This is a genomic window from Thermosynechococcus sp. HN-54, from assembly GCF_023650955.1.
Taxonomy (GTDB): Bacteria; Cyanobacteriota; Cyanobacteriia; order Thermosynechococcales; family Thermosynechococcaceae; genus Thermosynechococcus.
Window position 1 is genome coordinate 2,476,624 of sequence record NZ_CP098039.1, and the last position, 21,069, is coordinate 2,497,692.

General features: G+C 53.8%; 23 protein-coding genes, 1 tRNA gene and 1 pseudogene. 16 read left to right on the top strand and 9 right to left on the bottom strand.

Features of this window, described 5'->3' with window-relative positions; translation table 11 throughout:
* Positions 1–124 precede the first annotated feature (124 nt).
* From NBE99_RS12110 to cobJ, 9 genes are all read left to right on the top strand, one after another.
* The gene (locus tag NBE99_RS12110) at positions 125–1,015 is read left to right on the top strand and encodes a transposase (protein ID WP_250682304.1); all 891 of its coding nucleotides are present in this window, start codon (positions 125–127) and stop codon (positions 1,013–1,015) included.
* A 247-nt stretch (positions 1,016–1,262) separates the two neighbouring features.
* Positions 1,263–1,679: a hypothetical protein gene (locus NBE99_RS12115; RefSeq protein ID WP_250682305.1), complete on the top strand. Its 417-nt coding sequence runs from the start codon at positions 1,263–1,265 to the stop codon at positions 1,677–1,679.
* 243 nt (positions 1,680–1,922) lie between these two features.
* The gene (locus NBE99_RS12120) at positions 1,923–2,618 is read left to right on the top strand and encodes an aldehyde oxygenase (deformylating) (RefSeq protein ID WP_250682306.1); all 696 of its coding nucleotides are present in this window, start codon (positions 1,923–1,925) and stop codon (positions 2,616–2,618) included.
* Between the two features lie 44 nt (positions 2,619–2,662).
* Entirely contained in the window at positions 2,663–3,691 is a 1,029-nt protein-coding gene (locus NBE99_RS12125; RefSeq protein ID WP_250682307.1) for a long-chain acyl-[acyl-carrier-protein] reductase, read from the top strand.
* Between the two features lie 22 nt (positions 3,692–3,713).
* A complete protein-coding gene (locus NBE99_RS12130) occupies positions 3,714–4,688 on the top strand; it encodes an acetyl-CoA carboxylase carboxyltransferase subunit alpha (RefSeq protein WP_250682308.1) in 975 nt (324 codons plus the stop codon).
* The gene (locus tag NBE99_RS12135; RefSeq protein WP_250682309.1) at positions 4,685–5,392 is read left to right on the top strand and encodes an SDR family oxidoreductase; all 708 of its coding nucleotides are present in this window, start codon (positions 4,685–4,687) and stop codon (positions 5,390–5,392) included. Before NBE99_RS12130 ends, NBE99_RS12135 begins: the two co-directional genes overlap by 4 nt.
* Positions 5,393–5,439: 47 nt before the next feature.
* A complete protein-coding gene (folE, locus tag NBE99_RS12140) occupies positions 5,440–6,114 on the top strand; it encodes a GTP cyclohydrolase I FolE (protein WP_399370587.1) in 675 nt (224 codons plus the stop codon).
* A 90-nt stretch (positions 6,115–6,204) separates the two neighbouring features.
* A complete protein-coding gene (locus NBE99_RS12145; protein ID WP_250682311.1) occupies positions 6,205–6,699 on the top strand; it encodes a TM2 domain-containing protein in 495 nt (164 codons plus the stop codon).
* A gap of 3 nt (positions 6,700–6,702) precedes the next feature.
* Positions 6,703–8,532: a precorrin-3B C(17)-methyltransferase gene (cobJ, locus tag NBE99_RS12150; protein WP_250682312.1), complete on the top strand. Its 1,830-nt coding sequence runs from the start codon at positions 6,703–6,705 to the stop codon at positions 8,530–8,532.
* Here cobJ and NBE99_RS12155 read toward each other — a convergent pair.
* Together NBE99_RS12155 and NBE99_RS12160 are read right to left on the bottom strand one after the other, a co-directional pair.
* On the bottom strand, positions 8,529–8,888 hold the full coding sequence (locus NBE99_RS12155) for a phage holin family protein (protein WP_250682313.1): 360 nt from the start codon (positions 8,886–8,888) through the stop codon (positions 8,529–8,531). The two genes, cobJ and NBE99_RS12155, sit on opposite strands and share 4 nt — an antisense overlap.
* Positions 8,889–8,905: 17 nt before the next feature.
* Positions 8,906–9,118 (bottom strand): hypothetical protein, encoded by a 213-nt coding sequence (locus NBE99_RS12160; protein WP_250682314.1) that lies wholly within the window; start codon positions 9,116–9,118, stop codon positions 8,906–8,908.
* Positions 9,119–9,259: 141 nt separating this feature from the next.
* Between NBE99_RS12160 and NBE99_RS12165 the strand changes: the two genes are divergently transcribed.
* Both NBE99_RS12165 and NBE99_RS12170 read left to right on the top strand, forming a co-directional pair.
* Positions 9,260–10,507 carry a site-2 protease family protein gene (locus NBE99_RS12165; protein ID WP_250682315.1) on the top strand — a complete coding sequence of 416 codons (1,248 nt, stop codon included), beginning with the start codon at positions 9,260–9,262 and terminating at the stop codon, positions 10,505–10,507.
* Positions 10,508–10,518: 11 nt separating this feature from the next.
* Positions 10,519–11,202: a type I restriction endonuclease subunit R gene (locus NBE99_RS12170; protein ID WP_250682316.1), complete on the top strand. Its 684-nt coding sequence runs from the start codon at positions 10,519–10,521 to the stop codon at positions 11,200–11,202.
* Here the strand turns inward: NBE99_RS12170 and NBE99_RS12175 are convergent.
* The 3 genes from NBE99_RS12175 to NBE99_RS12185 all read right to left on the bottom strand — a co-directional run bounded on the left by NBE99_RS12175 (position 11,203) and on the right by NBE99_RS12185 (position 12,308).
* Positions 11,203–11,275: transfer RNA gene (locus tag NBE99_RS12175), tRNA-Trp, on the bottom strand.
* A gap of 8 nt (positions 11,276–11,283) precedes the next feature.
* Positions 11,284–11,646 carry a 50S ribosomal protein L19 gene (gene rplS, locus NBE99_RS12180; protein WP_149820398.1) on the bottom strand — a complete coding sequence of 121 codons (363 nt, stop codon included), beginning with the start codon at positions 11,644–11,646 and terminating at the stop codon, positions 11,284–11,286.
* Positions 11,647–11,711: 65 nt separating this feature from the next.
* Complete coding sequence (locus NBE99_RS12185) at positions 11,712–12,308, bottom strand: nucleoside triphosphate pyrophosphatase (RefSeq protein ID WP_250682317.1); 597 nt, start codon at positions 12,306–12,308, stop codon at positions 11,712–11,714.
* 113 nt (positions 12,309–12,421) lie between these two features.
* On the opposite strand from NBE99_RS12185, the gene NBE99_RS12190 reads away from it, so the two are divergent.
* The 5 genes from NBE99_RS12190 to NBE99_RS12210 all read left to right on the top strand — a co-directional run bounded on the left by NBE99_RS12190 (position 12,422) and on the right by NBE99_RS12210 (position 18,024).
* Positions 12,422–14,398, top strand: a complete 1,977-nt coding sequence (locus tag NBE99_RS12190; protein ID WP_250682318.1) for a long-chain fatty acid--CoA ligase — start codon at positions 12,422–12,424, stop codon at positions 14,396–14,398.
* Positions 14,399–14,403: 5 nt separating this feature from the next.
* Positions 14,404–14,850, top strand: a complete 447-nt coding sequence (locus tag NBE99_RS12195) for a YlqD family protein (protein WP_399370592.1) — start codon at positions 14,404–14,406, stop codon at positions 14,848–14,850.
* Positions 14,851–14,925: 75 nt separating this feature from the next.
* Entirely contained in the window at positions 14,926–16,200 is a 1,275-nt protein-coding gene (locus NBE99_RS12200; RefSeq protein ID WP_250682320.1) for a dihydrolipoamide acetyltransferase family protein, read from the top strand.
* A gap of 3 nt (positions 16,201–16,203) precedes the next feature.
* Positions 16,204–16,851 carry an energy-coupling factor ABC transporter ATP-binding protein gene (locus NBE99_RS12205; protein WP_250682321.1) on the top strand — a complete coding sequence of 216 codons (648 nt, stop codon included), beginning with the start codon at positions 16,204–16,206 and terminating at the stop codon, positions 16,849–16,851.
* A gap of 3 nt (positions 16,852–16,854) precedes the next feature.
* Positions 16,855–18,024, top strand: a complete 1,170-nt coding sequence (locus NBE99_RS12210; RefSeq protein ID WP_250682322.1) for a glycoside hydrolase family 10 protein — start codon at positions 16,855–16,857, stop codon at positions 18,022–18,024.
* Here the strand turns inward: NBE99_RS12210 and NBE99_RS13490 are convergent.
* The 4 genes and pseudogenes from NBE99_RS13490 to ilvB all read right to left on the bottom strand — a co-directional run bounded on the left by NBE99_RS13490 (position 18,021) and on the right by ilvB (position 21,023).
* Positions 18,021–18,620: a hypothetical protein gene (locus tag NBE99_RS13490; RefSeq protein ID WP_250682323.1), complete on the bottom strand. Its 600-nt coding sequence runs from the start codon at positions 18,618–18,620 to the stop codon at positions 18,021–18,023. The two genes, NBE99_RS12210 and NBE99_RS13490, sit on opposite strands and share 4 nt — an antisense overlap.
* A gap of 62 nt (positions 18,621–18,682) precedes the next feature.
* Positions 18,683–18,940: pseudogene (locus NBE99_RS13495) on the bottom strand (type III glutamate--ammonia ligase); the annotation flags it as partial.
* Between the two features lie 48 nt (positions 18,941–18,988).
* Positions 18,989–19,201, bottom strand: coding sequence for a hypothetical protein (locus NBE99_RS13500; RefSeq protein ID WP_250682324.1), 213 nt, complete (start codon positions 19,199–19,201; stop codon positions 18,989–18,991).
* A 13-nt stretch (positions 19,202–19,214) separates the two neighbouring features.
* On the bottom strand, positions 19,215–21,023 hold the full coding sequence (gene ilvB, locus NBE99_RS12230; RefSeq protein ID WP_250682325.1) for a biosynthetic-type acetolactate synthase large subunit: 1,809 nt from the start codon (positions 21,021–21,023) through the stop codon (positions 19,215–19,217).
* Between the last annotated feature and the right edge of the window lie 46 nt (positions 21,024–21,069).

The window sequence follows — 21,069 nt, forward strand, 5'->3', positions numbered from 1 at the left end:
CAACGATAACGAATAAGATAACCATTCAAAACAGGGTTTATCGTGAACTTCGTTCTCGGTTTGGGTTGAGCGCTAATCAAGCTGTTCGGGTTTCAACCGCAAGACCGCCAAACTGAAAGGTAAAGTGGTCAAAGCGTTTAACTCAACTTCGGCGGATTTTGACGCCCGCATCTTTGCCTTTCAGGAAAAAGACGAGTCGGTTCGCCTGACCCTTTTGGGTCGTCGAGAGACCATCCAACTCGATATGGGTGAATACCAAAGGAACCAATTGAGAGGGCGAAGGCCAACCTCTGCTCAGTTGTGCAAACATCGGGATGGCTTCTACTACATCCACATCCAAGTGACTCAAGAGGTGCCTGCACCCTCTGAACCTTGCACCGTCATTGGTGTGGACTTGGGGCGACGAGAGATTGCTAAAACTAGTACAGGGAGAGGTTGGGATGCGAATCCGTTAAACGAACGTCGAGAACGATTTCATCGCGTGAGAGCGTCCATTCAAAAACGAGCCTCGCAGGGCACCAGAAGTTCAAGGCGGTCTTGCCGAAAACTCTTGAAACGGCTGGCGGGTAAAGAACGACGCTTTCAAGAGTGGCTCAACCATGCCATCAGTGCCGCGATTGTCCGTGAAGCGAAAGCGCTCAATGCGGTGATCGCGATTGAGGACTTGATGGGAATTCGCGAGCGCCTGAATCAACAACCGCGAAGCAAAACCGAACGCAGACGCTCAAATTGCTGGTCGTTCTATCAGTTACGGCAGTTTATTGAGTACAAATGTCTGCGAGAGGGCGTGAGGTGGGTTGCCGTCAATCCAGCGTATACCAGCCAAACTTGCCATCGCTGCCTGCATCTTCATCCCGAACCTTCGCAGTCCTATGGCAAGGGCAAAAAGTTTGCTTGTGGTCATTGTGGTTGGCAAGGTGACGCTGATTTGAATGGCGCGCTCGTCATTTCCTTATTGGGCAAGTGCGTAACGCTTGCTGGAAGTTCAGGCGGTTTGGCTTGCCAAATTGCCTAGGGCTACTGAAAGCCCCCGACTTTAGTCGGTGGGAAGTTTACAAGGCTCATGCGCCCAAAAACCCAAGAGGCACGGTGGGAGAGGATTGCATCCCCTTTATGGATCCCCTATTTTAGGGCAAGGTTCATATTGGGTTTGGAACTGCAAGATTCAGTTGCTCGTCACTTCAGAGGTACATGATTGCCAAAGCAAAGTTTAGGAGTGGGAGTTTTCGTTGATGTCCTTTCGCCCCATGACAGTCAGCCTAATGTTAGCGTCCGCATTGACAGGTGTCAGTCCAGTGCTGGCACAGACAGCAACACCGCCACAGGAAAACTTTAATCCCTTTGGGGTAGACAACCCAGTGCTTCAGCGGGCACGGAACTGGGCACGCCAAGCGGCAGAGCGGGCAAATGGCGGTTTGAGTCAATACCGTGCTGAAGCATCCATGTTTGGACCTGCCAGTCAATCCCCCTATGTGGACAATGGCGACGGGACATTCACCTTTCGTTTCCTCGGCGGGCCACCCGCCCAACCAGCAACGATTGAGAGTATTGTGACGGTCAACCCTGATCCTAGCAACCCGATGATTCGCATTGACTACAATGGTCCGATTCGCTCGGCACCGGCGCCTGCTCAGCCACCTGCAGACCTGCCGGCTCCAGAGAATACGAGCAGTTTCTAGTTCCATGAGTTCATAGAGATTCACCTATTCAGGGACTCGAAAATCTCTGGCACGCTGCCCCTCGCCACGGGATCGCTGGTGCGATATGATAGCCACAGCCCTGCTACACTTCTTTTCGAGAATGTGGGATTGGGATGCGTAAAGGGGGTGCTATCCTGTTCTACAGTGATTTTCACTCTTTTAAGCGTGTTCCACCCTTGTGAAGAGGGTTGTACCTAAGACTTGCGTTTAGGAGAGTTCGCAATGACAACGGCCACCGCCACCCCAGAACTGGACTACCATAGCGATCGCTACAAGGATGCCTACAGCCGCATCAACGCCATTGTCATTGAAGGCGAACAGGAAGCCCACGACAACTACATGAATTTAGTCAAACTGTTGCCTCAGCATCAAGAGGAACTCACCCGCCTCGCCAAAATGGAAGCTCGCCACAGAAAGGGGTTTGAAGCCTGCGGGCGCAACTTGAGTGTAACCCCCGATATGGAATTTGCCAAGGCATTCTTTGAAAAGCTGCACGGTAACTTTCAAGCAGCATTAGCGGAAGGGAAAATTGCCACTTGCCTTCTGATTCAAGCGCTGATCATCGAGTGTTTCGCGATCGCGGCCTACAACATCTATATCCCAATGGCTGATCCCTTTGCCCGCAAAATTACTGAGGGGGTGGTCAAGGATGAGTACACTCACCTGAACTTTGGCGAAGTCTGGCTAAAGGAAAACTTTGAAACCGTCAAAGGGGAAATCGAGGAGGCCAATCGCGCCAACTTGCCCTTGGTTTGGAAAATGCTCAACCAAGTGGAAGCCGATGCCAAGGTGCTTGGTATGGAAAAAGATGCCCTTGTGGAAGACTTCATGATTCAGTACAGCGGTGCCCTAGAAAATATCGGGTTTACCACCCGCGAGATTATGAAAATGTCGGTTTATGGCCTGACTGCGGCATAATGGTGGCTTAATATATCGTTACGTTTTAGTCACCGCACGCTTGTATGTTTGGATTAATTGGTCATCTGACGAATCTGGAGCACGCTCAAGCCGTTGCCCATCAGCTAGGCTATCCTGAATACGCCGATCAAGGCTTGGAATTTTGGTGTATGGCACCGCCGCAGATCGTCGATGAGATTACGGTGACAAGCGTAACCGGCAAAACGATTTATGGAAAATACGTTGAGTCTTGCTTCTTGCCGGAAATGCTGGCGACACAGCGGGTGAAAGCGGCCACCCGCAAAATTATCAATGCCATGGCCCATGCCCAAAAGCACAACATTGACATTACGGCGTTGGGGGGCTTCTCCTCGATCATCTTTGAAAATTTTGATCTGGAGAAAATGTCCCACGTTCGTAATATCGAGCTAGACTTTCGCCGCTTTACAACGGGGAATACCCACACCGCTTACATCATCTGCCAACAAATTGAGCAGGCGGCGCCTCAGGTGGGGATTGATCTGCGCCAAGCCACGGTTGCCGTTTGTGGTGCCACGGGCGATATTGGCAGTGCCGTCTGCCGTTGGTTGAATACCTGTTTGGATGTGCAGGATCTCTTACTGGTAGCACGGAATCGCGATCGCCTGCTGGAGCTACAGGCCGAGCTGGGACGGGGGAAAATCCTAGACCTAATGGATGCGCTGCCCCTTGCAGATATTGTTGTCTGGGTGGCCAGTATGCCCAAAGGAGTCGAGCTGAGCGTTGAGCAGTTAAAACGCCCCTCGTTGATGATTGATGGCGGCTACCCGAAAAATATGGGCACCAAAATTCAGCACCCGGAGATTCATGTTCTCAATGGCGGCATTGTCGAGCACGCCCTCGATATTGACTGGAAAATTATGGAAATTGTGAATATGGATGTGCCCTCACGGCAGATGTTTGCCTGTTTTGCGGAAGCCATGCTTTTAGAGTTTGAGGGCTGGCACACCAATTTCTCTTGGGGGCGCAATCAAATTACGGTGGAAAAGATGCAGCAAATTGGTGAAGTCTCTCGCAAACACGGATTTAAGCCACTACTGTTGAACACTCAGTAACACAAAAGGAATCCAATCGCCTATGGCAAACGAACGTCGCACGCTTCTGTTGGAGTTTGAAAAGCCCCTCGTGGAGCTAGAAGCCCAAATTCAGCAAGTGCGGGATAAGTCTTCGGAGTTTGGCGTTGATGTCTCGGAGCAAATCCGTGAACTGGAAGAGCGCGCCAAGCAACTGCGCTATGAAATTTTCAGTAAGTTGACGCCGGGGCAAACCCTACAGGTGGCTCGCCATCCCCGCCGCCCCAGTACCCTTGATTACATCCAAGCCATTAGTGAAGAGTGGATTGAACTCCATGGCGATCGCCGGGGCAGCGATGATCCAGCCATTGTGGGTGGCGTGGGTCGGCTCAATGGTCAACCCGTTGTGATGTTGGGTCAGCAAAAGGGGCGGGATACCAAGGACAATGTGGCTCGCAATTTTGGTATGGCCTCCCCAGGGGGCTATCGCAAAGCCCTGCGCCTGATGGAGCATGCCAACCGCTTTCAGATGCCCATCCTCACCTTTATTGATACGCCAGCGGCTTGGGCTGGGGTGGAGGCGGAAAAGTTTGGCCAAGGGGAAGCCATTGCCTACAATCTGCGGGAGATGTTTCGCTTTGAGGTGCCGATCATCTGCACCGTAATTGGCGAAGGCGGCTCAGGAGGAGCGTTGGCCATTGGTGTCGGCGATCGCCTGCTGATGTTTGAGCATGCCGTCTATAGTGTGGCGCCCCCGGAGGCCTGTGCCGCCATTCTCTGGCGCGATGCCCAAAAAGCCCCCCAAGCAGCGGAAGCGTTGAAAATCACGGCTCGCGATCTGCTGAAGCTGGGAATCATTGATGAAATTGTGCCCGAACCCGTGGGCGCTGCCCATAGCAACCCTGTGGAAGCAGCGGAAAACCTCAAGGCCGCCCTCTTGCGAAATCTGGCCGAAGTGCAAGCCCTCAGCAGTAGTGAACGGCGGGAGTTGCGCTACCAGAAATTCCGGCGCATGGGGGTCTTTAGTCAAGCAGTATGACCCAACAAGTCCTCATCACAGGAGCCAGTAGTGGCATTGGGGCAGCCACCGCGGTTGCCTTTGCCCGCGCCGGATTTAATGTGGTGCTCTTGGGGCGATCGCCCGCGAAGCTTGCCGCTGTCCATGCCCAAGTGGTGGCCTGTGGGGTTGAAGCTCATACCTTTAGTGTGGATTTTAGCGATCCTGAACCCCTGCGATCGCGCCTCGATCAGATTTTGGCCAGTGTCGGGGATGTCCACGTCTTGGTGAATAATGCGGGGATGGCCAGAACGGCGCCCCTCATTGATCAACCCTTGGCGGACTGGCAGCAGATTCTTAACGTCAACCTCACCAGTGCCCTGATTTGCTCCCAAGCGATTCTGCCGCAACTGCGATCCCGCCAGTGCGGTACGATAGTGAATGTTGTTTCAATTGCTGGGCGACATGTTTTTCCCGACTGGGGCGCCTACTGTGTCTCAAAGTTTGCCCTCATGGCTTTGACCAAAACGATGGCCGCTGAAGAGCGTGCCCATGGTATCCGCGTGATTGCCATCTGTCCTGGCGCTGTTGACACCCCCATTTGGGAGCATGTTGCTGGAGACTTTGACCGCGCGGGGATGTTAACCCCAGAAGACGTTGCCAACACAATTTTGTACACGACGCAATTGCCACAAACGGCCTTTGTTGAAGAGCTAGTGGTCATGCCCCTTGGCGGAACCCTCTAGGCTCCCTTTGTCCTTCACTTGTCACTTTCTCTATGACAACGTTCAATATGCCCGATTCGATCATTAACGGTAAAGCGACGACGCCTGCGATTTTGCCCGATCGCAACACGCACCAAGGTAAAGAAGCCATTCCCCACCCACCCCCCCCTGAGGTTGCCAAGGCAGAAATGATGGCGGCTGTGCGCACGATTCTTCTGAGTGTGGGTGAGGATCCGGATCGCGAGGGGTTGCTGAAAACCCCTAAGCGGGTAGCCGAAGCAATGCAATTTCTCACCAGTGGTTACAGTCAATCCCTTGAGGCCCTCGTCAACGGCGCCATCTTTGATGAAGGCCACGACGAAATGGTCTTAGTGCGCGACATCAACTTCTTTAGCCTCTGTGAGCATCACATGTTGCCCTTTATTGGCAAAGCCCATGTGGCCTACATTCCCAACCAGCGGGTGATTGGCCTCAGTAAACTGGCGCGAATTGTCGAGATGTATGCACGGCGGCTGCAGGTGCAGGAACGGTTGACCCGTCAAGTGGCCGAAGCCATTGAAACAGTTCTTGATCCCAAGGGGGTAGCCGTGGTCATGGAAGCCAGCCACATGTGCATGGTGATGCGCGGTGTCCAAAAACCCGGCTCGTGGACGGTGACCAGTTCAATGCTAGGCGTGTTTCGGGATGACCAAAAAACCCGTGAGGAGTTTCTCAACCTGATTCGCCATCAGCCAAATTTCTAAGGGTCTCTTGTGGGGGGGCGATCGCTAGCCCCCTCAGTGGCTCTCAGAAACTTAGGTTAGGATGAGAATGAGCGACATCCTCCTGAGATCATGCTGCAAACACTCCCCTTGTCTAAACATCGCCAACGCCTCCAGACACCGCCAAAATTCCTCAAGGTGGGGGTAGCCTATCTGCTGTGGTGCTTCAGCCTCGTGGGGTTCTGCGGCCTGCAACGCTTTTATGTAGGGCAGCCGATTATGGGGTTTTTGTACCTGATCACCTTTGGCTTTTGTGGCGTCGGCCAATTGATTGATCTGTTTTTGATTCCGGGGATGGTGGATCATCGCAACACTTACTTGCGGGGACGTTATCTCGCGGCATGGGAGCAACCCGACCTCAGCTCAATGCCCACAACACCGATGCACCGTTTACTGCAAGTGGCCAAGGAACATGGGGGCGTTCTCTCAGCCGCCCAAGCAGCCCTTTATACCCACTTTGATGCCCAAACTGTTGAGGAACTCCTCTTTGAGGCACAGCGGCTGGGGTATGCCACTGTCTTTAATGATCCAGAAACGGGTGCAGTGCGCTATCGCTTTGATGTGTAGTGCATGCCACTGTTAGCGGACTATCAACCGATTGGGGCGATCGCCACCACGGCTCAAGGACTGGCCCAACTCCAGCGCATTGTTGAAACAGGGGTTCCCCTGAGCATTTGGGTGCCTAGCCATTTAGAATCCACCCACCCTAGGGTACAAACCTACAATCGCCCCCTTGCAGCACATCTCGAAAACCACTGGTGCCACTATCGCGCTTGGATCTTTGCCTTGGCCTGCGGCGCGGTGGTGCGATTGATTGCTCCCCTACTAAGCCACAAGAAACAGGATCCCCCCGTCTGCGTGCTTTCTGAGGATGGCCAGTGGATCCTGAGTTTGCTGGGCGGTCATGGCGCCGGGGGCGATCGCCTGTGTCAAGTCCTCGGAGCCACCATTGGTGCAACCCCGATTCTTACGGGAGCCAGTCACGCTCAGGGCTACTTTCCTGTGGATACGTGGGGCAAAGCCTTGGGTTGGCAGCAGGGCAGCGGCGACTGGAACGCGATCGCCAGCCAACAGGCTCAAGGGAAACCGTTGCAAGTGTATCAAACCTGCGGTAGTTCTTTGTGGCGCACTGGCCTCAGTCCCGATCAACCCGTTGAGGTGGTGACCACACCACCAGAGAACAATGCCGTTTGGATCACCGAAAAAGTCTTAGCCGCTTCTCTAACCTCAAGTGTGGCTTGGCATCCACGGGTACTATGGCTAGGCATTGGCTGTGAACGGGGAACACCGGCAGCCCTGATCCAAGAGGCGATTGATCATACTCTTGCTCAAGCCGGGTTAAGTCCGCTAGCGATCGCCGGCATTGCCAGTATTGATCGCAAAGCCGATGAGGTGGGTTTATGTCAGGTGGCTGCGGCGCACCATTGGCCAACTCGCTGGTTTTCCGCTCAAGAATTAGCCGCCGTTACCGTACCCACTCCCTCAGCAATTGTGGCCGCAGAAATGGGAACCCCCAGTGTGGCTGAAGCAGCGGCAGTATTGGCCAGTGATCGAGGGCAATTGATCGTGCCGAAGCAAATCTACCGTTGCCCTAGTGAACGCGGTGCGGTGACGATCGCCCTTGCCCAAGCACAGCGGGAATTCATTCCCCGGCAAGGCTCCCTCAGCCTCATTGGCACCGGTCCGGGGGCATTGGATCAGCTCACCCTCGCAGCACGCTCCGCCCTTTTGGCCGCTGATATGCTTGTGGGCTATGACCTTTACCTAGACCTGCTGACCCCCCTACGGCGACCGGGACAGATGGTGGCAGCTTATGCCATTACCCAAGAGCGGCAACGCGCTCAAGATGCCATTGATCTAGCCCAGTGGGGACTCAATGTCGCCGTGGTCTCTTCTGGCGACTGTGGGATCTATGGCATGGCGGGTCTAGTCCTAGAGCTATTAGCAGAAGCAGGTATCAGCGATTTACCTGTGGAGGTGTTGCCGGGGGTGAGTGCCGTCAATGCTGCGGCGGCTCGTTTGGGGGCACCCCTGATGCATGACTTTTGTACCATTAGCCTCAGCGATCGCCTGACCCCTTGGCCAGTGATTGAGAAGCGCCTACGCGCTGCGGCTGCAGCCGATTTTGTGACCGCCCTTTATAATCCGCGTTCGCGCGATCGCCAGCAGCAATTGGTGGACGCCAAAGCCATTTTCTTAGACTATCGTTCACCGCAAACACCCGTGGCGATCGTCCGTGCCGCCTATCGTGCCGAGGAGCACATTACCTTAACCACCCTTGGCGCCTTGGAACCGGAAACGGTGGATATGTTTAGCTTGGTGCTGATCGGCAATGCCAGTACTCGCCGCTTCCATGATTGGCTGATTACCCCTCGCGGCTATCTCGGAAAGGCATCCTAGAGCAAGCCGGCCTGACCAAGTAGATTAAAGCAAGCCCAGTTGACAATACTGAGGGCGATCGAGCCAAAGAAGGCACTCCAAAAACCATTGCGTAGTCTAAAGCCATCGACAAGGGCTGCCGCAAGGGCAAAAATGGCGGCATTGATAATTAGCGCCACTAGACCAAACGACAGAAAAATAAAGGGGAATGCAAAGAATTTCAGGATAGCCCCCAACGTGGCATTCAGCAAGCCAAAGACAATGGCCGACCACAGCGCAGTTGTGAATTTATCAATTTCCACCCCCAGAAACGAGAGCCGCGACACAATAAACAAGCTAATACCGGTCACCAGCCACGTAATCAGTAAACCCCACATAGGCAACTCCCCAGGACTTAGACCACAATCAAAAAGAAGGGCAACACGGGTACCCCAAAGGCAGCACTCAACCCGTAGCTGATTAGGCTGAGGAGAAGACTGAGCAGAAGCGAGAGACACAGTGACCACATCAGGTGGGAGGCAAACTCCTGTAACCCCTGCCAAAAGGGATCAAAGGACACCTCTAGGACTTGGCCATTGGCAGACACGAGTACGGACGCTTGGGACATTGCACTCTCCTCTAGCAGCGCTGCCTCTATTCTAAGCCAGCGGTGAGAACGTAACGTTTTTAGACATAAATTATTGGTAAACTCGCCGCTCCTGAAATCTGGGGCGATAATAGATAAAGAGCGCGACGCACTGAGGTGGGCATGGGACAAGGTTGGCAAGTGGGGCATGTCTTTGGCATTCCCCTCTACATTGATCGGTCGTGGTTTCTAGTGATTCTGCTGTTTACATTTCTCAATGGCAGTGACTGGCAAGCCACCTACCCTCAGTGGGGAGCACTGGTATGGGTGATGGGATTCCTGGTTTCCCTGCTGCTGTTTGCCTCAGTGCTGCTCCATGAATTGGGGCATAGCTTGGTGGCACGTTCCCAAGGGATTACCGTGCGCTCAATTACTCTCTTTCTCTTTGGCGGCATGGCGGCCATTGAACGGGAATCCAACACCCCCGGTCAAGCCTTTCAGGTGGCGATCGCGGGTCCTTTGGTGAGTTTTGCCCTCTTTGCCCTCTTGCAAGCAGCCGCTGTGATCCTGCCAAGGGAGCATCCTTTCCATGAACTGTTGCTCTATCTGGCCAATATCAACTTTGTCTTGGGGGTCTTTAACCTCTTGCCGGGGCTTCCCCTCGATGGTGGCCAAGTGCTCAAGGCAGCCGTTTGGAAATTGACGGGCAATCGCTTTCAGGGGATGCGTTGGGCAGCGCGATCGGGACAGGTGTTGGGATGGCTAGCCATTAGTTTTGGGCTATTGCTGACACTCCTTGGCAGTGGTAATGGTCTGTGGTTGGGACTGTTGGGTTGGTTTGCCCTGCAAAATGCGATACTTTATCACCGTCTCAGCCAGCTCCAAGAAACACTGCTCACTCTCACGGCTGCCGAGGCCATGACACGGGATTTTCGCGTCATTGAGGGGACGCTCTCCCTGCGGGAGTTTGCCGATCGCTATCTGCTGCTGGCCGATCGCCAGCCCACGGCTTACTTTGTCGCTACTGATGGGCGCTATCGGGGCTATTTGGATGCCCAAGCCCTGAACCATGTGGAACGCAGCCGCTGGGAGGTGACCCCTGTGGAAGAATTAACCATTCCCCTGAGGGCAATTGCCACCGTCAAAGAAACCGATTCTCTCGCCAAGGTTGTCTGCACCCTAGAGGAGCAGCAGCAGCGCTTTGTGACTGTTTTGACTCCTGCCGATGCCGTTGCTGGCGTGATTGATCGCGGCGATGTCCTGCTAGCTCTGGCCAAACGCTTGCATTGGCAACTGGGGAAACAGGACATTCAACGCCTCAAGCAAGAAAGGCGCTATCCCCCTGAACTGCAATTATTGGAACTCGCACGCACTGCGCTGCAATTTCAGGGGAGCGATCGCGGCATACCACTCGTTTCTCAAGTTCGCTAAAAATTTTAACAATGGCTACTGCAACGGCGATCGCTCGCGCAATCATCAACTTTCGGGATTTAGAGACCAAATTAGGCCTCGTTAAATCCACCGACCCTAACTTTTTTCCTGAGTGGCAATCGGAAACAGCACAGCTCAGCGATAGGGAAATAGAGATATTAAACCGCTTATCCCAACGGTATTTACTCTACTTAGAAGAGAGTGAAGTGAGTGAAGGAACACTCAATATTATTTTACTATCTCCCTTACTAGACGCATTAGGCTTGTGTGACCCCCCCTATCGCATTCGCGGCGAAACATGGGTAGAAATCCAAACAACAGTTGATAGTGAAGAGGGCAGAATCAACCTAGAGGGACGGATAGATGCGCTGACCATTCGGGACAACTTCTGGCTAGTTGTGATTGAAGGTAAACGGAGTGGCTTTAGTGTCCTACGGGCTGTGCCCCAAGCCCTTGCCTATATGTCTGCCTGTCCTGACCGCAATATCCCTACTTTTGGCTTGGTGACGAATGGCTATGACTATCTTTTTGTGAAACTCATTGGCAATGAATTTGCGCTATCCCATAACTTTACGTTGCTTGCCGATAGCGATCGCAATCTCATCCGAGTCGCACGGATACTCAAGCATTTAGTCCAGTACATTCCTGTTGCAAAGGATTTTCAGAGGCCAAAACCTTCAGATCAGATTAATTAACGCGCCCTGGAGGACTCGAACCCCCGACATCCGGTTTTGGAGACCGACGTTCTACCAACTGAACTAAGGACGCAAGGCTGTTTACAGAGGGCGATCGAACCGTGCTTTGATGCGCGAGGCTTTACCCACGAGGTTGCGCAGGTAGTAGAGTTTGGCACGGCGGACTTTACCCCGCTGGATTACTTTTATACTATCAATTCGTGGCGAATGTAGCAAAAAGACGCGCTCAACGCCCACGCCTTGAAAGACACGGCGCACGGTAATGGTGCGATTAATGCCCGTGTTGCGCATGGCAATCACATCCCCTTCGTAGGGCTGCACGCGCTCTTTACCGCCTTCTTGAATTTTGACTCCGACCCGAACGCGATCGCCCACATGAATCACGGGCAAGTCAGTCTTCATTTGCTCCGCTTCAATTGAGCGAATAATCTCTTGGGCGTTCATGACAGTTCCTTAACTCGCAATCTCTTAGCATACCCTAAGCACTTGGACTTGTCTAGGCTAGAGGTTTATTTCTTGCCTTGCAGATCGCCAAGGGTATATCCCAAAGTCAACAGCATCCGTCGCAGCAGGGGCAAGCTCAAGCCAATCACATTGCTGGGGGTACCGACAATTTTCTCAACAAAGGCTCCACCGCGACCATCGAGGGCAAAGCAGCCCGCACAGGCAAGGGGTTCACCCGAGGCCACATAGGCAGCAATTTCAGCATCACTGATCTCAGCAAAAACCACTTGGGTGGACTCCACCTCGACACAGGTGCGCCCCTGTGCCAAATCAATCAAGGCATGGCCTGTCAGCAATTCTCCCGTTTGACCGCGCATGTGTTGCCAGCGGGCGATCGCCACCTCAGGTGAGGCAGGTTTACCATAAATTTCTCCCCCCAGAACCAGCACAGAATCACAACCCAAAATGAGGGCGGGGGGTGGGTAGGTTTGAGCCACTGTTTCTGCCTTACACCGTGCCAGTAATCGCACCAGTTCCGTGGGAGTAGTTGCCTGAATCACGGATTCATCAAAGTGGCTGGGTTGAATAATGGGATCAATGCCAACTTGTTGCAGCAATTGGCGGCGCGCCGGCGAGGCAGAGGCAAGAACAAAGGGCACCATAGGACTGCTTGCTAAGTAACTGATTCTTATGATCTCACATTGAAATTGCTAAACCTGCATGAGGTGTCCCATTGAGGGGCTATTATCGAGGTGTTGCGTCTGGAGTCAGATTAATGACCAGTGCGGCCTACACCTACACTCCCCCCGGCGGCCTCCCCCAAGATGCCTCGTTACCCGATCACTTTTTGGCCTACAAAACCCTCCAGTCACTGCCAGAAATTTGGCCTCTATTAGCGCAACGCCATGGGGAGGTGGTTGCCGTTGATGCGCCCTACGAAGAGCCGGCCACTCGCATTACCTACAGTGAACTCTATCAACGCATTCAACGCTTTGCTGCTGGGCTACAGGCGCTGGGTGTCGCTGCTGGCGATCGCGTGGCTCTATTTGCTGACAATAGTCCCCGTTGGCTAATTGCCGATCAAGGAAGCATGATGGCCGGTGCCATTAATGTGGTTCGCAGTGGTACCGCAGACGCCCAAGAACTTCTCTATATTTTGCGCGACAGTGGTTCGACCCTGCTGCTGATTGAAAACTTAGCTACCCTGCGCAAACTCCAAGAGGGTTTAGTAGATACACGGGTGGAAACCGTTGTCCTCCTGAGTGCAGAACCTCCAGAACTTGAGCATTTTCCCCTACGGCTTTTGAACTTTGGTCAAGTCTTTACCGAAGGACAATACGGCGCAGTGCGGGCGGTAGCAATTACCCCCGATGACTTGGCAACGCTGATGTACACCTCCGGTACCACGGGTCAACCCAAGGGCGTAATGGTCACCCATGGGGGGCTACTGAGTCAAATTGTCAATCTTTGGGCGATTGTGCAGCCCCAAGTGGGCGATCGCATCCTTAGTATCTTGCCCATTTGGCATGCCTACGAACGGGTAGCCGAGTACTTTCTCTTTGCCTGTGGCTGTAGCCAAACCTATACTAACCTCCGTCACTTCAAGAATGACTTAAAACGGTGTAAGCCCCACTACCTGATTGCCGTGCCCCGCATCTGGGAAGGGTTTTATGAAGGCGTGCAAAAGCAACTGCGGGATGCGCCGGCCATGAAACGGCATCTTGCCCAGTTTTTCCTCGGTGTGGGTCAGCAATATGTCCTGCAACGGCGACTGCTTAACGGTCTGAGTCTGACCAACCCCCATCCCAGCGGTTGGCAAAAATTTGTTGCCCGTCTGCAAACCTTTTTCCTCAAGCCCCTCTACGAACTGGGGGAGAAGCGTGTCTATAGCAAAATTCGTGAAGCCACGGGCGGTGAGATTAAACAGGTGATTAGTGGTGGCGGTGCCCTTGCCCCCCATTTGGACACATTCTATGAAGTCATCAACCTAGAAGTACTGGTGGGCTACGGCCTCACAGAAACTGCCGTAGTGCTGACCGCTCGCCGCTCTTGGGCCAATTTACGGGGATCTGCTGGCCGCCCGATTCCCGATACCGCCATTAAAATTGTTGACCCGGAAACCAAAGCCCCCCTTGATTTCTGGCAAAAGGGACTAGTAATGGCCAAGGGGCCACAGGTGATGCGCGGCTACTACAACAAACCGGAGGCCACCGCCAAAGTGCTGGATGCCGAAGGCTGGTTTGACACCGGTGACTTAGGCTATCTCACCCCCAATGGCGATCTGGTACTCACCGGGCGGCAGAAGGACACGATTGTTCTCAGCAACGGTGAAAATATCGAACCCCAGCCCATTGAGGATGCCTGTGTCCGCAGCGCCTATATTGACCAGATTATGCTAGTGGGTCAAGATCAAAAAGCCTTGGGTGCCCTAATTGTGCCTAATTTGGAAGCTCTGGAGCAGTGGGTGGTTGCCAAGGGATACCGCTTGGAGTTGCCAAACCGTCCAGCGCCGACGGGCAGCGGTGAAGTGGTTACGCTGGAGAGCAAAGTCATTATTGATCTCTATCGCCAAGAACTGTTGCGAGAAGTGCAAAATCGCCCCGGCTATCGCCCGGATGATCGCATTGCCACATTTCGCTTTGTCCTCGAACCCTTTACGATAGAGAATGGTCTTTTGACCCAAACCCTAAAAATTCGCCGTCATGTCGTGAGCGATCGCTACCGCGATATGATTAACGCCATGTTTGAGTAATCTCCATGACAGACCCTATGGATACTAAACTGCTCCTGCGGCGCCAGATTATGGTGAAAGCAATCGTTACTCCTGAGTGGAAAGACGATGCCCAAAGGCAGCTTCAGGCTCAACTGAATCAAGTGGATGGCCAAATTCAGCAGTTGGATTTTCAATTGCAGCAGGTGATTGAGGAACTGCGCAAAAGTACTGAAGCGCCAGACGTAATCAATGCCCGCATTCAAGACGTTCAAGGGCAAGCCAACAACCAAAAGGCACAACTCCTGCAGCAAAAAAATCTGATTCTCCAGCAACTGGATCAGGTACAACGCCTCCAAATGGGTCAAGAAGTGGATCAAGGTCAGGTGGATAACTTCTTCTATGTCACCAAAGGGGACAACCTGATCCAAAAAATGCAGGTGGAGATTCTCCTGCGCAATGGCGTCATCGAAGAAATTCGTGGCACCCTCTAAGTGCTGCCCCTCGTTTTTCGTGATCTTTAGTGCATTTGACTCCCTATCTATTGCCAACCAAGGATAGCAGCCCCTATGATTCGTGAACTGTTCATGCCCGCCCTCAGCTCCACCATGACCGAAGGGAAAATTGTCTCTTGGCTGAAATCTCCCGGCGATAAGGTGGCCAAAGGCGAAACCGTGCTGATTGTGGAATCCGATAAGGCCGACATGGATGTCGAGTCCTTCTACGATGGCTATTTGGCGGTGATTACCGTGGCGGCTGGAGAAGTGGCACCCGTGGGTTCCACCATTGGCCTTGTGGCAGAAACAGAAGCAGAAATTGCGGAAGCGCAGGCAAAGGCGAAGTCCCTTGGTAGCGGCACAAGTGCTGTGGCTCCGACGACGACAACCGCGGCGGCCACCACTAATGGTTCAGGAACGACACCCGTGGCTGCTCCCCCAAGTACTGCCGCTGTGCCATCTGGGCGAGTGATCGCTTCCCCCCGCGCCCGCAAATTGGCCAAGGAACACAAAATTGATTTGAAGACCCTCAAGGGAACGGGTCCCAATGGTCGAATTACAGCCGCCGATGTGGAAGCCTTGATTGGTGCGCCTGCAACTCCTACCCCATCTGTGGCAACACCCCCTGCACCTGTACCCACCGCAACATCTGCCACTGCCCCGGTTGTGGCCAAGGACGATTTGGTGCCGCTCACAACGCTGCAAAATGCGGTGGTGCGGAATATGGTGGCCAGCCTCGGCATTCCCGACTTCCATGTGGCCTACACGATTACAACGGATGCGCTGGATCGGCTGTACCAGCAGATTAAATCTAAAGGGGTAACGATGACAGCCCTCTTGGCCAAGGCGATCGCCCTGACGCTGCAAAAACACCCGATCATGAATGCCTACTATACGGAGCAAGGGATTCAATACCGCCGCGACATTAACATTGCGGTTGCCGTGGCGATGCCGGGTGGCGGTCTAATTACACCAGTGCTCAAAAACGCTGATCAAATTGACATCTACAGTCTCTCGCGCACTTGGAAAGACTTGGTGGAGCGGGCACGGGCGAAACAACTGCAACCCGATGAATACAGCACCGGCACCTTTAGCCTCTCTAACCTCGGGATGTTTGGCGTTGACTCCTTTGATGCGATTCTCACACCGGGTCAGGGGGCAATTCTGGCAGTGGGTGCCTCGCGTCCGACGGTGGTTGCCACCGAGGATGGCCTTTTGGGGGTGAAGCGGCAGATGAAGGTGAATATCACCTGTGATCATCGCGTGATCTATGGTGCCGATGCTGCTGCCTTTCTCCAAGATTTAGCCAAACTCATTGAAACCAATCCCCAAGCGCTGACGCTCTAAGCGGTGACTGCCCTGCTGGAAATCAGGGATCTCCATTTTGGCTATGGGGCAACGCCCTCACTGCTACAGGGGATCAATCTCACGGTGCAGGGGGGCGATCGCCTTGGCATCATTGGCGACAATGGTTCTGGGAAAACAACCCTGCTGCTTCTCTGTGCGGCTGTCCTTAAGCCACAGCGGGGAACGATTACCTGTTTGGGGCAGTCAGTGGTGGCGGGACAGTTTCAACCGGCAGTGGGGGTTGTGCTGCAACATCCAGCGGATCAGTTAATTGGCGCAACCGTGGCCGAGGATGTCGCCTTTGGCCCAGAAAACTTGGGCTGTTCCCCTCCAGAGGTTCAGCAGCGAGTTCAGCAAGCCTTGGCCAAGACAGGAACCAGCCACTTGGCCGATCGCGTGCCCCATCAACTGTCGGGGGGAGAACAACGCATGGTAGCGATCGCGGGCATTTTGGCCATGCAGCCTATGCTGATCCTTTACGATGAACCCACCGCCTTCTTGGATCAACGGAGTTGTCGCACCTTGATTGAGTTTCTGCAAGCGGATGCGACTCCTGGCATGGTTGTCAGCCATGACCTTGCATTTTTGCGTACCGTCTGTACTCAGATTTGGCTCCTAGAGTCAGGGCATCTCCGTCCCCTAGCGTTGTAACCTATGCTGCGTCGTCGTGTGTGGCTGTTGTTCGTGCTCTTCTGCTGGAGTCTTTGTTGGACGATCTGGCCGGTACAGGCGCAAAACTCAACCCTCATTCGCGGCGTTTGGCTGACCCAGAATGATGTCCCAATTTTGCGCGATCGCCCGCGCTTGGAGGCAGCCCTCAATGATTTACAGCGCCTCAACTTCAACACCCTCTACCCCGTTGTTTGGAACTCTGGCTATGTCAGTTTCCCCAGTGCCACTGCGAGGAATCTGGGAATCCAGCCCTTTGTCCTGCGGGGGATTCAGGATTACGACATTCTCGGAGAACTCACCCAGCAGGCGCACTGCCGTAATCTATTGGTCATTCCGTGGTTTGAATTTGGCTTTATGGTGCCAGAAACCTCAGAACTGGCTCTGGCTCATCCAGACTGGCTTACCCAAGGGGTCAATGGTGAAACGACGCGCTTAACTGCTGCTGGGGAAGTGGCTTGGATGAATCCCTTTCATCCTGAGGTACAAGCTTTTCTCACCAACATTGTCCTTGAGGTGCTGCGGCAGTACCCGGTTGATGGTGTACAGTTTGATGACCACCTCAGTCTGCCGGTGGAGTTTGGCTATGATGCCTACACCCGTGCCCTCTATCAACAGGAAAGGAAAAAAACTGTTCCAGAGAATCCCCGTGATCCGGAATGGATGCGTTGGCGAGCTGATAAATTGACCGCTTTTGTCCAAACCTTACGGCAGCGCGTGAAGCAGGAATTTCCTAATGCTATTTTTTCTGTTTCACCAACAACACTGCCAACGGCCTACCAAAGTTTTCTTCAAGATTGGCCGCAATGGGTGGCTTTAGGACTCCTCGATGAAGTGGTGGTTCAGGTTTATCGCTACAATCTCGCCAGTTTTGTCCAACAATTAACTCAGCCAGAGATCCTCCACGCCCAAACCCAAATTTCCACCGCCGTTGGTGTCCTCACGGGGCTACGTACCAATCCGGTGCCGATTGAACTGGTAGATGCCAAGGTGGAGGCAGCGCTGCGATTGGGGCTAGGCGTGTCCTTTTTCTCCTTTGAGACCCTGTGGGAACGAGCGCCAGATCCCCGCGATCGCCGCCAAAACACCATTCTCTTTCATTTTCGTCAGCCCTTGCCGCGGCGGTTGTTTGCCCAAGCTTGCCCAAGGGTTTAGCAGTCAAGGGTGGTTTCGCGCTCCCAAGGGGTAACCCGATGGCGAAACTGTTGCCATTCGTAGGATTTTAGCTTGAGATAGGCATCCACACAATCACTGCCCAAGCGATCGCGAAAGAGGGGGTCACGATCCAAGGCTTCTAGCGCCAGCATCAGATTTTGCGGCACTTCCTTAACTGTGCCCTTGGGGAGAGGGTCGGTGTAGCTGTTGTTGTCGTAGCGCGGCCCCGGCTCTAGCTTGTTGACAATGCCATCCAAACTGGCGGCAATGACTGCCGCCGTTAGCAAGTAGGGGTTCGCCGCACCATCGGCTAAGCGCAGTTCAAAGCGTCCAGAATCCGGAATCCGCATCACATGGGTGCGGTTATTACGGGTGTAGGTCAGGGTGCTAGGAGACCAAGTGGCACCAGAAAGAGTGACAGGGGCACTGAGACGGCGGTAGGAGTTCACGGTTGGAGAGGTAAAGGCACAGAGGGCTTCCCCATGGGCCAAGACACCAGCAATGAAGTGGTAGGCCAGAGCCGATAGCCCCAACTCCCCCTGATCATCATGAAAGAGATTGGTTTTGCCCTCCATATCCCAAAGGGAAAGGTGCATGGGCAGCCATTGCCCGTCAGGTGATCAAAGGGCTTGGGCATAAATGTGGCGCAGTAGCTGTGGAGTTCAGCAATACTTTTGACCATGTACTTAAAGAAGGCGTGGCGATCGCTGGTTACCAAAGCATCATCAAAGAGCCAATTCATTTCAAATTGGCCGTTGGCGTCTTCATGATCATTCTGGTAGGGTTGCCAGCGGAGGGTCTGCATGCCATCGCAAATATCGCGAATCACCCCAAAGCGGCGCAGTTGGTCATAGCAGGGCTTGACCTGAGTATCAGCTGCATCAGAAAGGCTCTGACCGTCCGCCCTCAGGAGCATAAACTCACACTCAACACCAGTGCGGGGACGAAAGCCCAAGTCTGTCGCCTACTGAAGCACCTGTTGTAGCACCCAACGGGGGGGTTGTTTCAGGGGGGTGTTATCGCCTTGGAGTAAATTGGCCGGCATCCATGCCACCTCCGGCTTCCAAGGCAAGGGAAACACGCGCTGGCGATCGCCCACAGTAAGGACATCAGCATCGGCGGGGGTCATATCTAGCCAAGCCGCAAATCCTGCAAACCCTCCCTGTCCTGAAGTCAAGGGGGAACGCCTCCTAGAGCTTACTGCCGCACTCGGGACAGAAGCGATGGCTAGAGATAGTTTTTGCCCCGCAGTTGGCGCAATAGATCAATTCGGCAGCCTTTTCGAGCACCTTGCGTTCCGGCAGTCCCAGCATTTGGGAGTTGGCCTTGCCGGGGGCAACCATCGGGTAGCAATTTTCATCGCGGGTGACATGGGCATCTAGGAGCACTGGGCCATCGTAGGCCAAGACTTCTTGGACAATGGCATCCAAATTGTGGCGATCGCTCACCCGCAACCCCTTAACTCCGTAAGCCTCCGCCAATTTCACAAAATCGGGCATCCCCTTGGCCATATTGGAATGGGAATAACGCTCCTCGTAAAAGGCCTGCTGCCACTGCCGCACCATTCCCTGCCAAAAATTGTTAATAATGACCGTCTTGACAGCAATACCGTACTGAGCCAATGTGGCCAACTCTTGGGAATTCATCTGGAAACTGGCATCGCCACTAATACAGATCACCTGTTGATCGGGTAATGCCACCTTCACCCCCATTGCTGCGGGCATGCCAAAGCCCATCGTGCCCAAGCCGGCACTGGAGATCCAACGCCGAGGGCCATTTTTCAGGAATTGCGCCGCCCACATTTGGTGCTGACCCACATCAGTCGTGTAGTAGGCATCAGGCGCATGGCGACCAAAGGCAACAATCACCTCTTGGGGCGAGAGTTCACCACTGGGCTGCGGCACGACGAGGGGATAGTCCTCTTTCCAGACCTTGATGCGCTCTAGCCACGTTTGGGTGGCGGGTTCAACGGCTTCACCACTGTCTTCAATGTGCTTGAGGAGTTGCTGAAGCACTGGTTTAACGCTGCCAACAATCGGCACATCAGGCACACGGTTTTTGCCTACTTCGGCAGGATCAATGTCAATGTGAATCACCTTAGCGCGGGAGGCAAATTCATCCAGCTTACCGGTCACGCGATCGTCAAACCGCGCCCCCACGGCAATCAGTAGATCACACTCACTGACGGCAAAGTTGGCATAGGCAGTGCCATGCATCCCCAACATACCCACGGAGAGGGGATGGGACTCAGGAAACGCCCCCTTACCCATGAGTGTTGTTGTCACCGGAATCTGGAATAGCTCGGCTAACCTAAGCACCTCCTCGTGAGCACCCGCTGTAATCGCGCCGCCCCCCACATAGAACAAGGGTCGCTTGGCCTCACGCATCAATTGAACCGCTTGGGCAATTTGACGAGCATTGCCGCGAATCGTGGGACGATAGCCCCGCAGCTTCACTTGACCCGGCTCGACCGGTTCGTATTCACAGACCTCAAGCCCCACGTCCTTGGGAATATCCACCAGTACAGGCCCAGGCCGACCGGTGGTGGCAATGTAAATGGCCTCAGCAATGATCCGTGCCATGTCCTTGGCTGCCCGCACCACATAGGAGTGTTTGACAATGGGCAGTGTAATGCCAAAAATATCTGTTTCCTGAAAGGCATCGGTACCAATGGCTGAACGCGGCACCTGACCCGTGATCACCAGCAGCGGAATCGAATCCATATGGGCTGTGGCAATGCCGGTCACTAAGTTCGTTGCCCCTGGCCCTGACGTACCAAAACACACTCCCACTTGACCTGTGGCACGAGCGTAGCCATCAGCGGCGTGGGCTGCCCCCTGTTCGTGGCGCACCAGAATGTGCTGAATGATTCCCTTGGATTCAGCACGGTAAAGTTCATCATAAATCGGTAAAATCGCTCCACCAGGATAGCCAAAAATATGCTTAACGCCGTGACGGCATAGGGTATCAATAAGGATATACGCTCCAGTTGCTTGCACAGGCCAACCTCGTCAGGCAGTGGTGGTCAATGTTTCTAAATTCTAA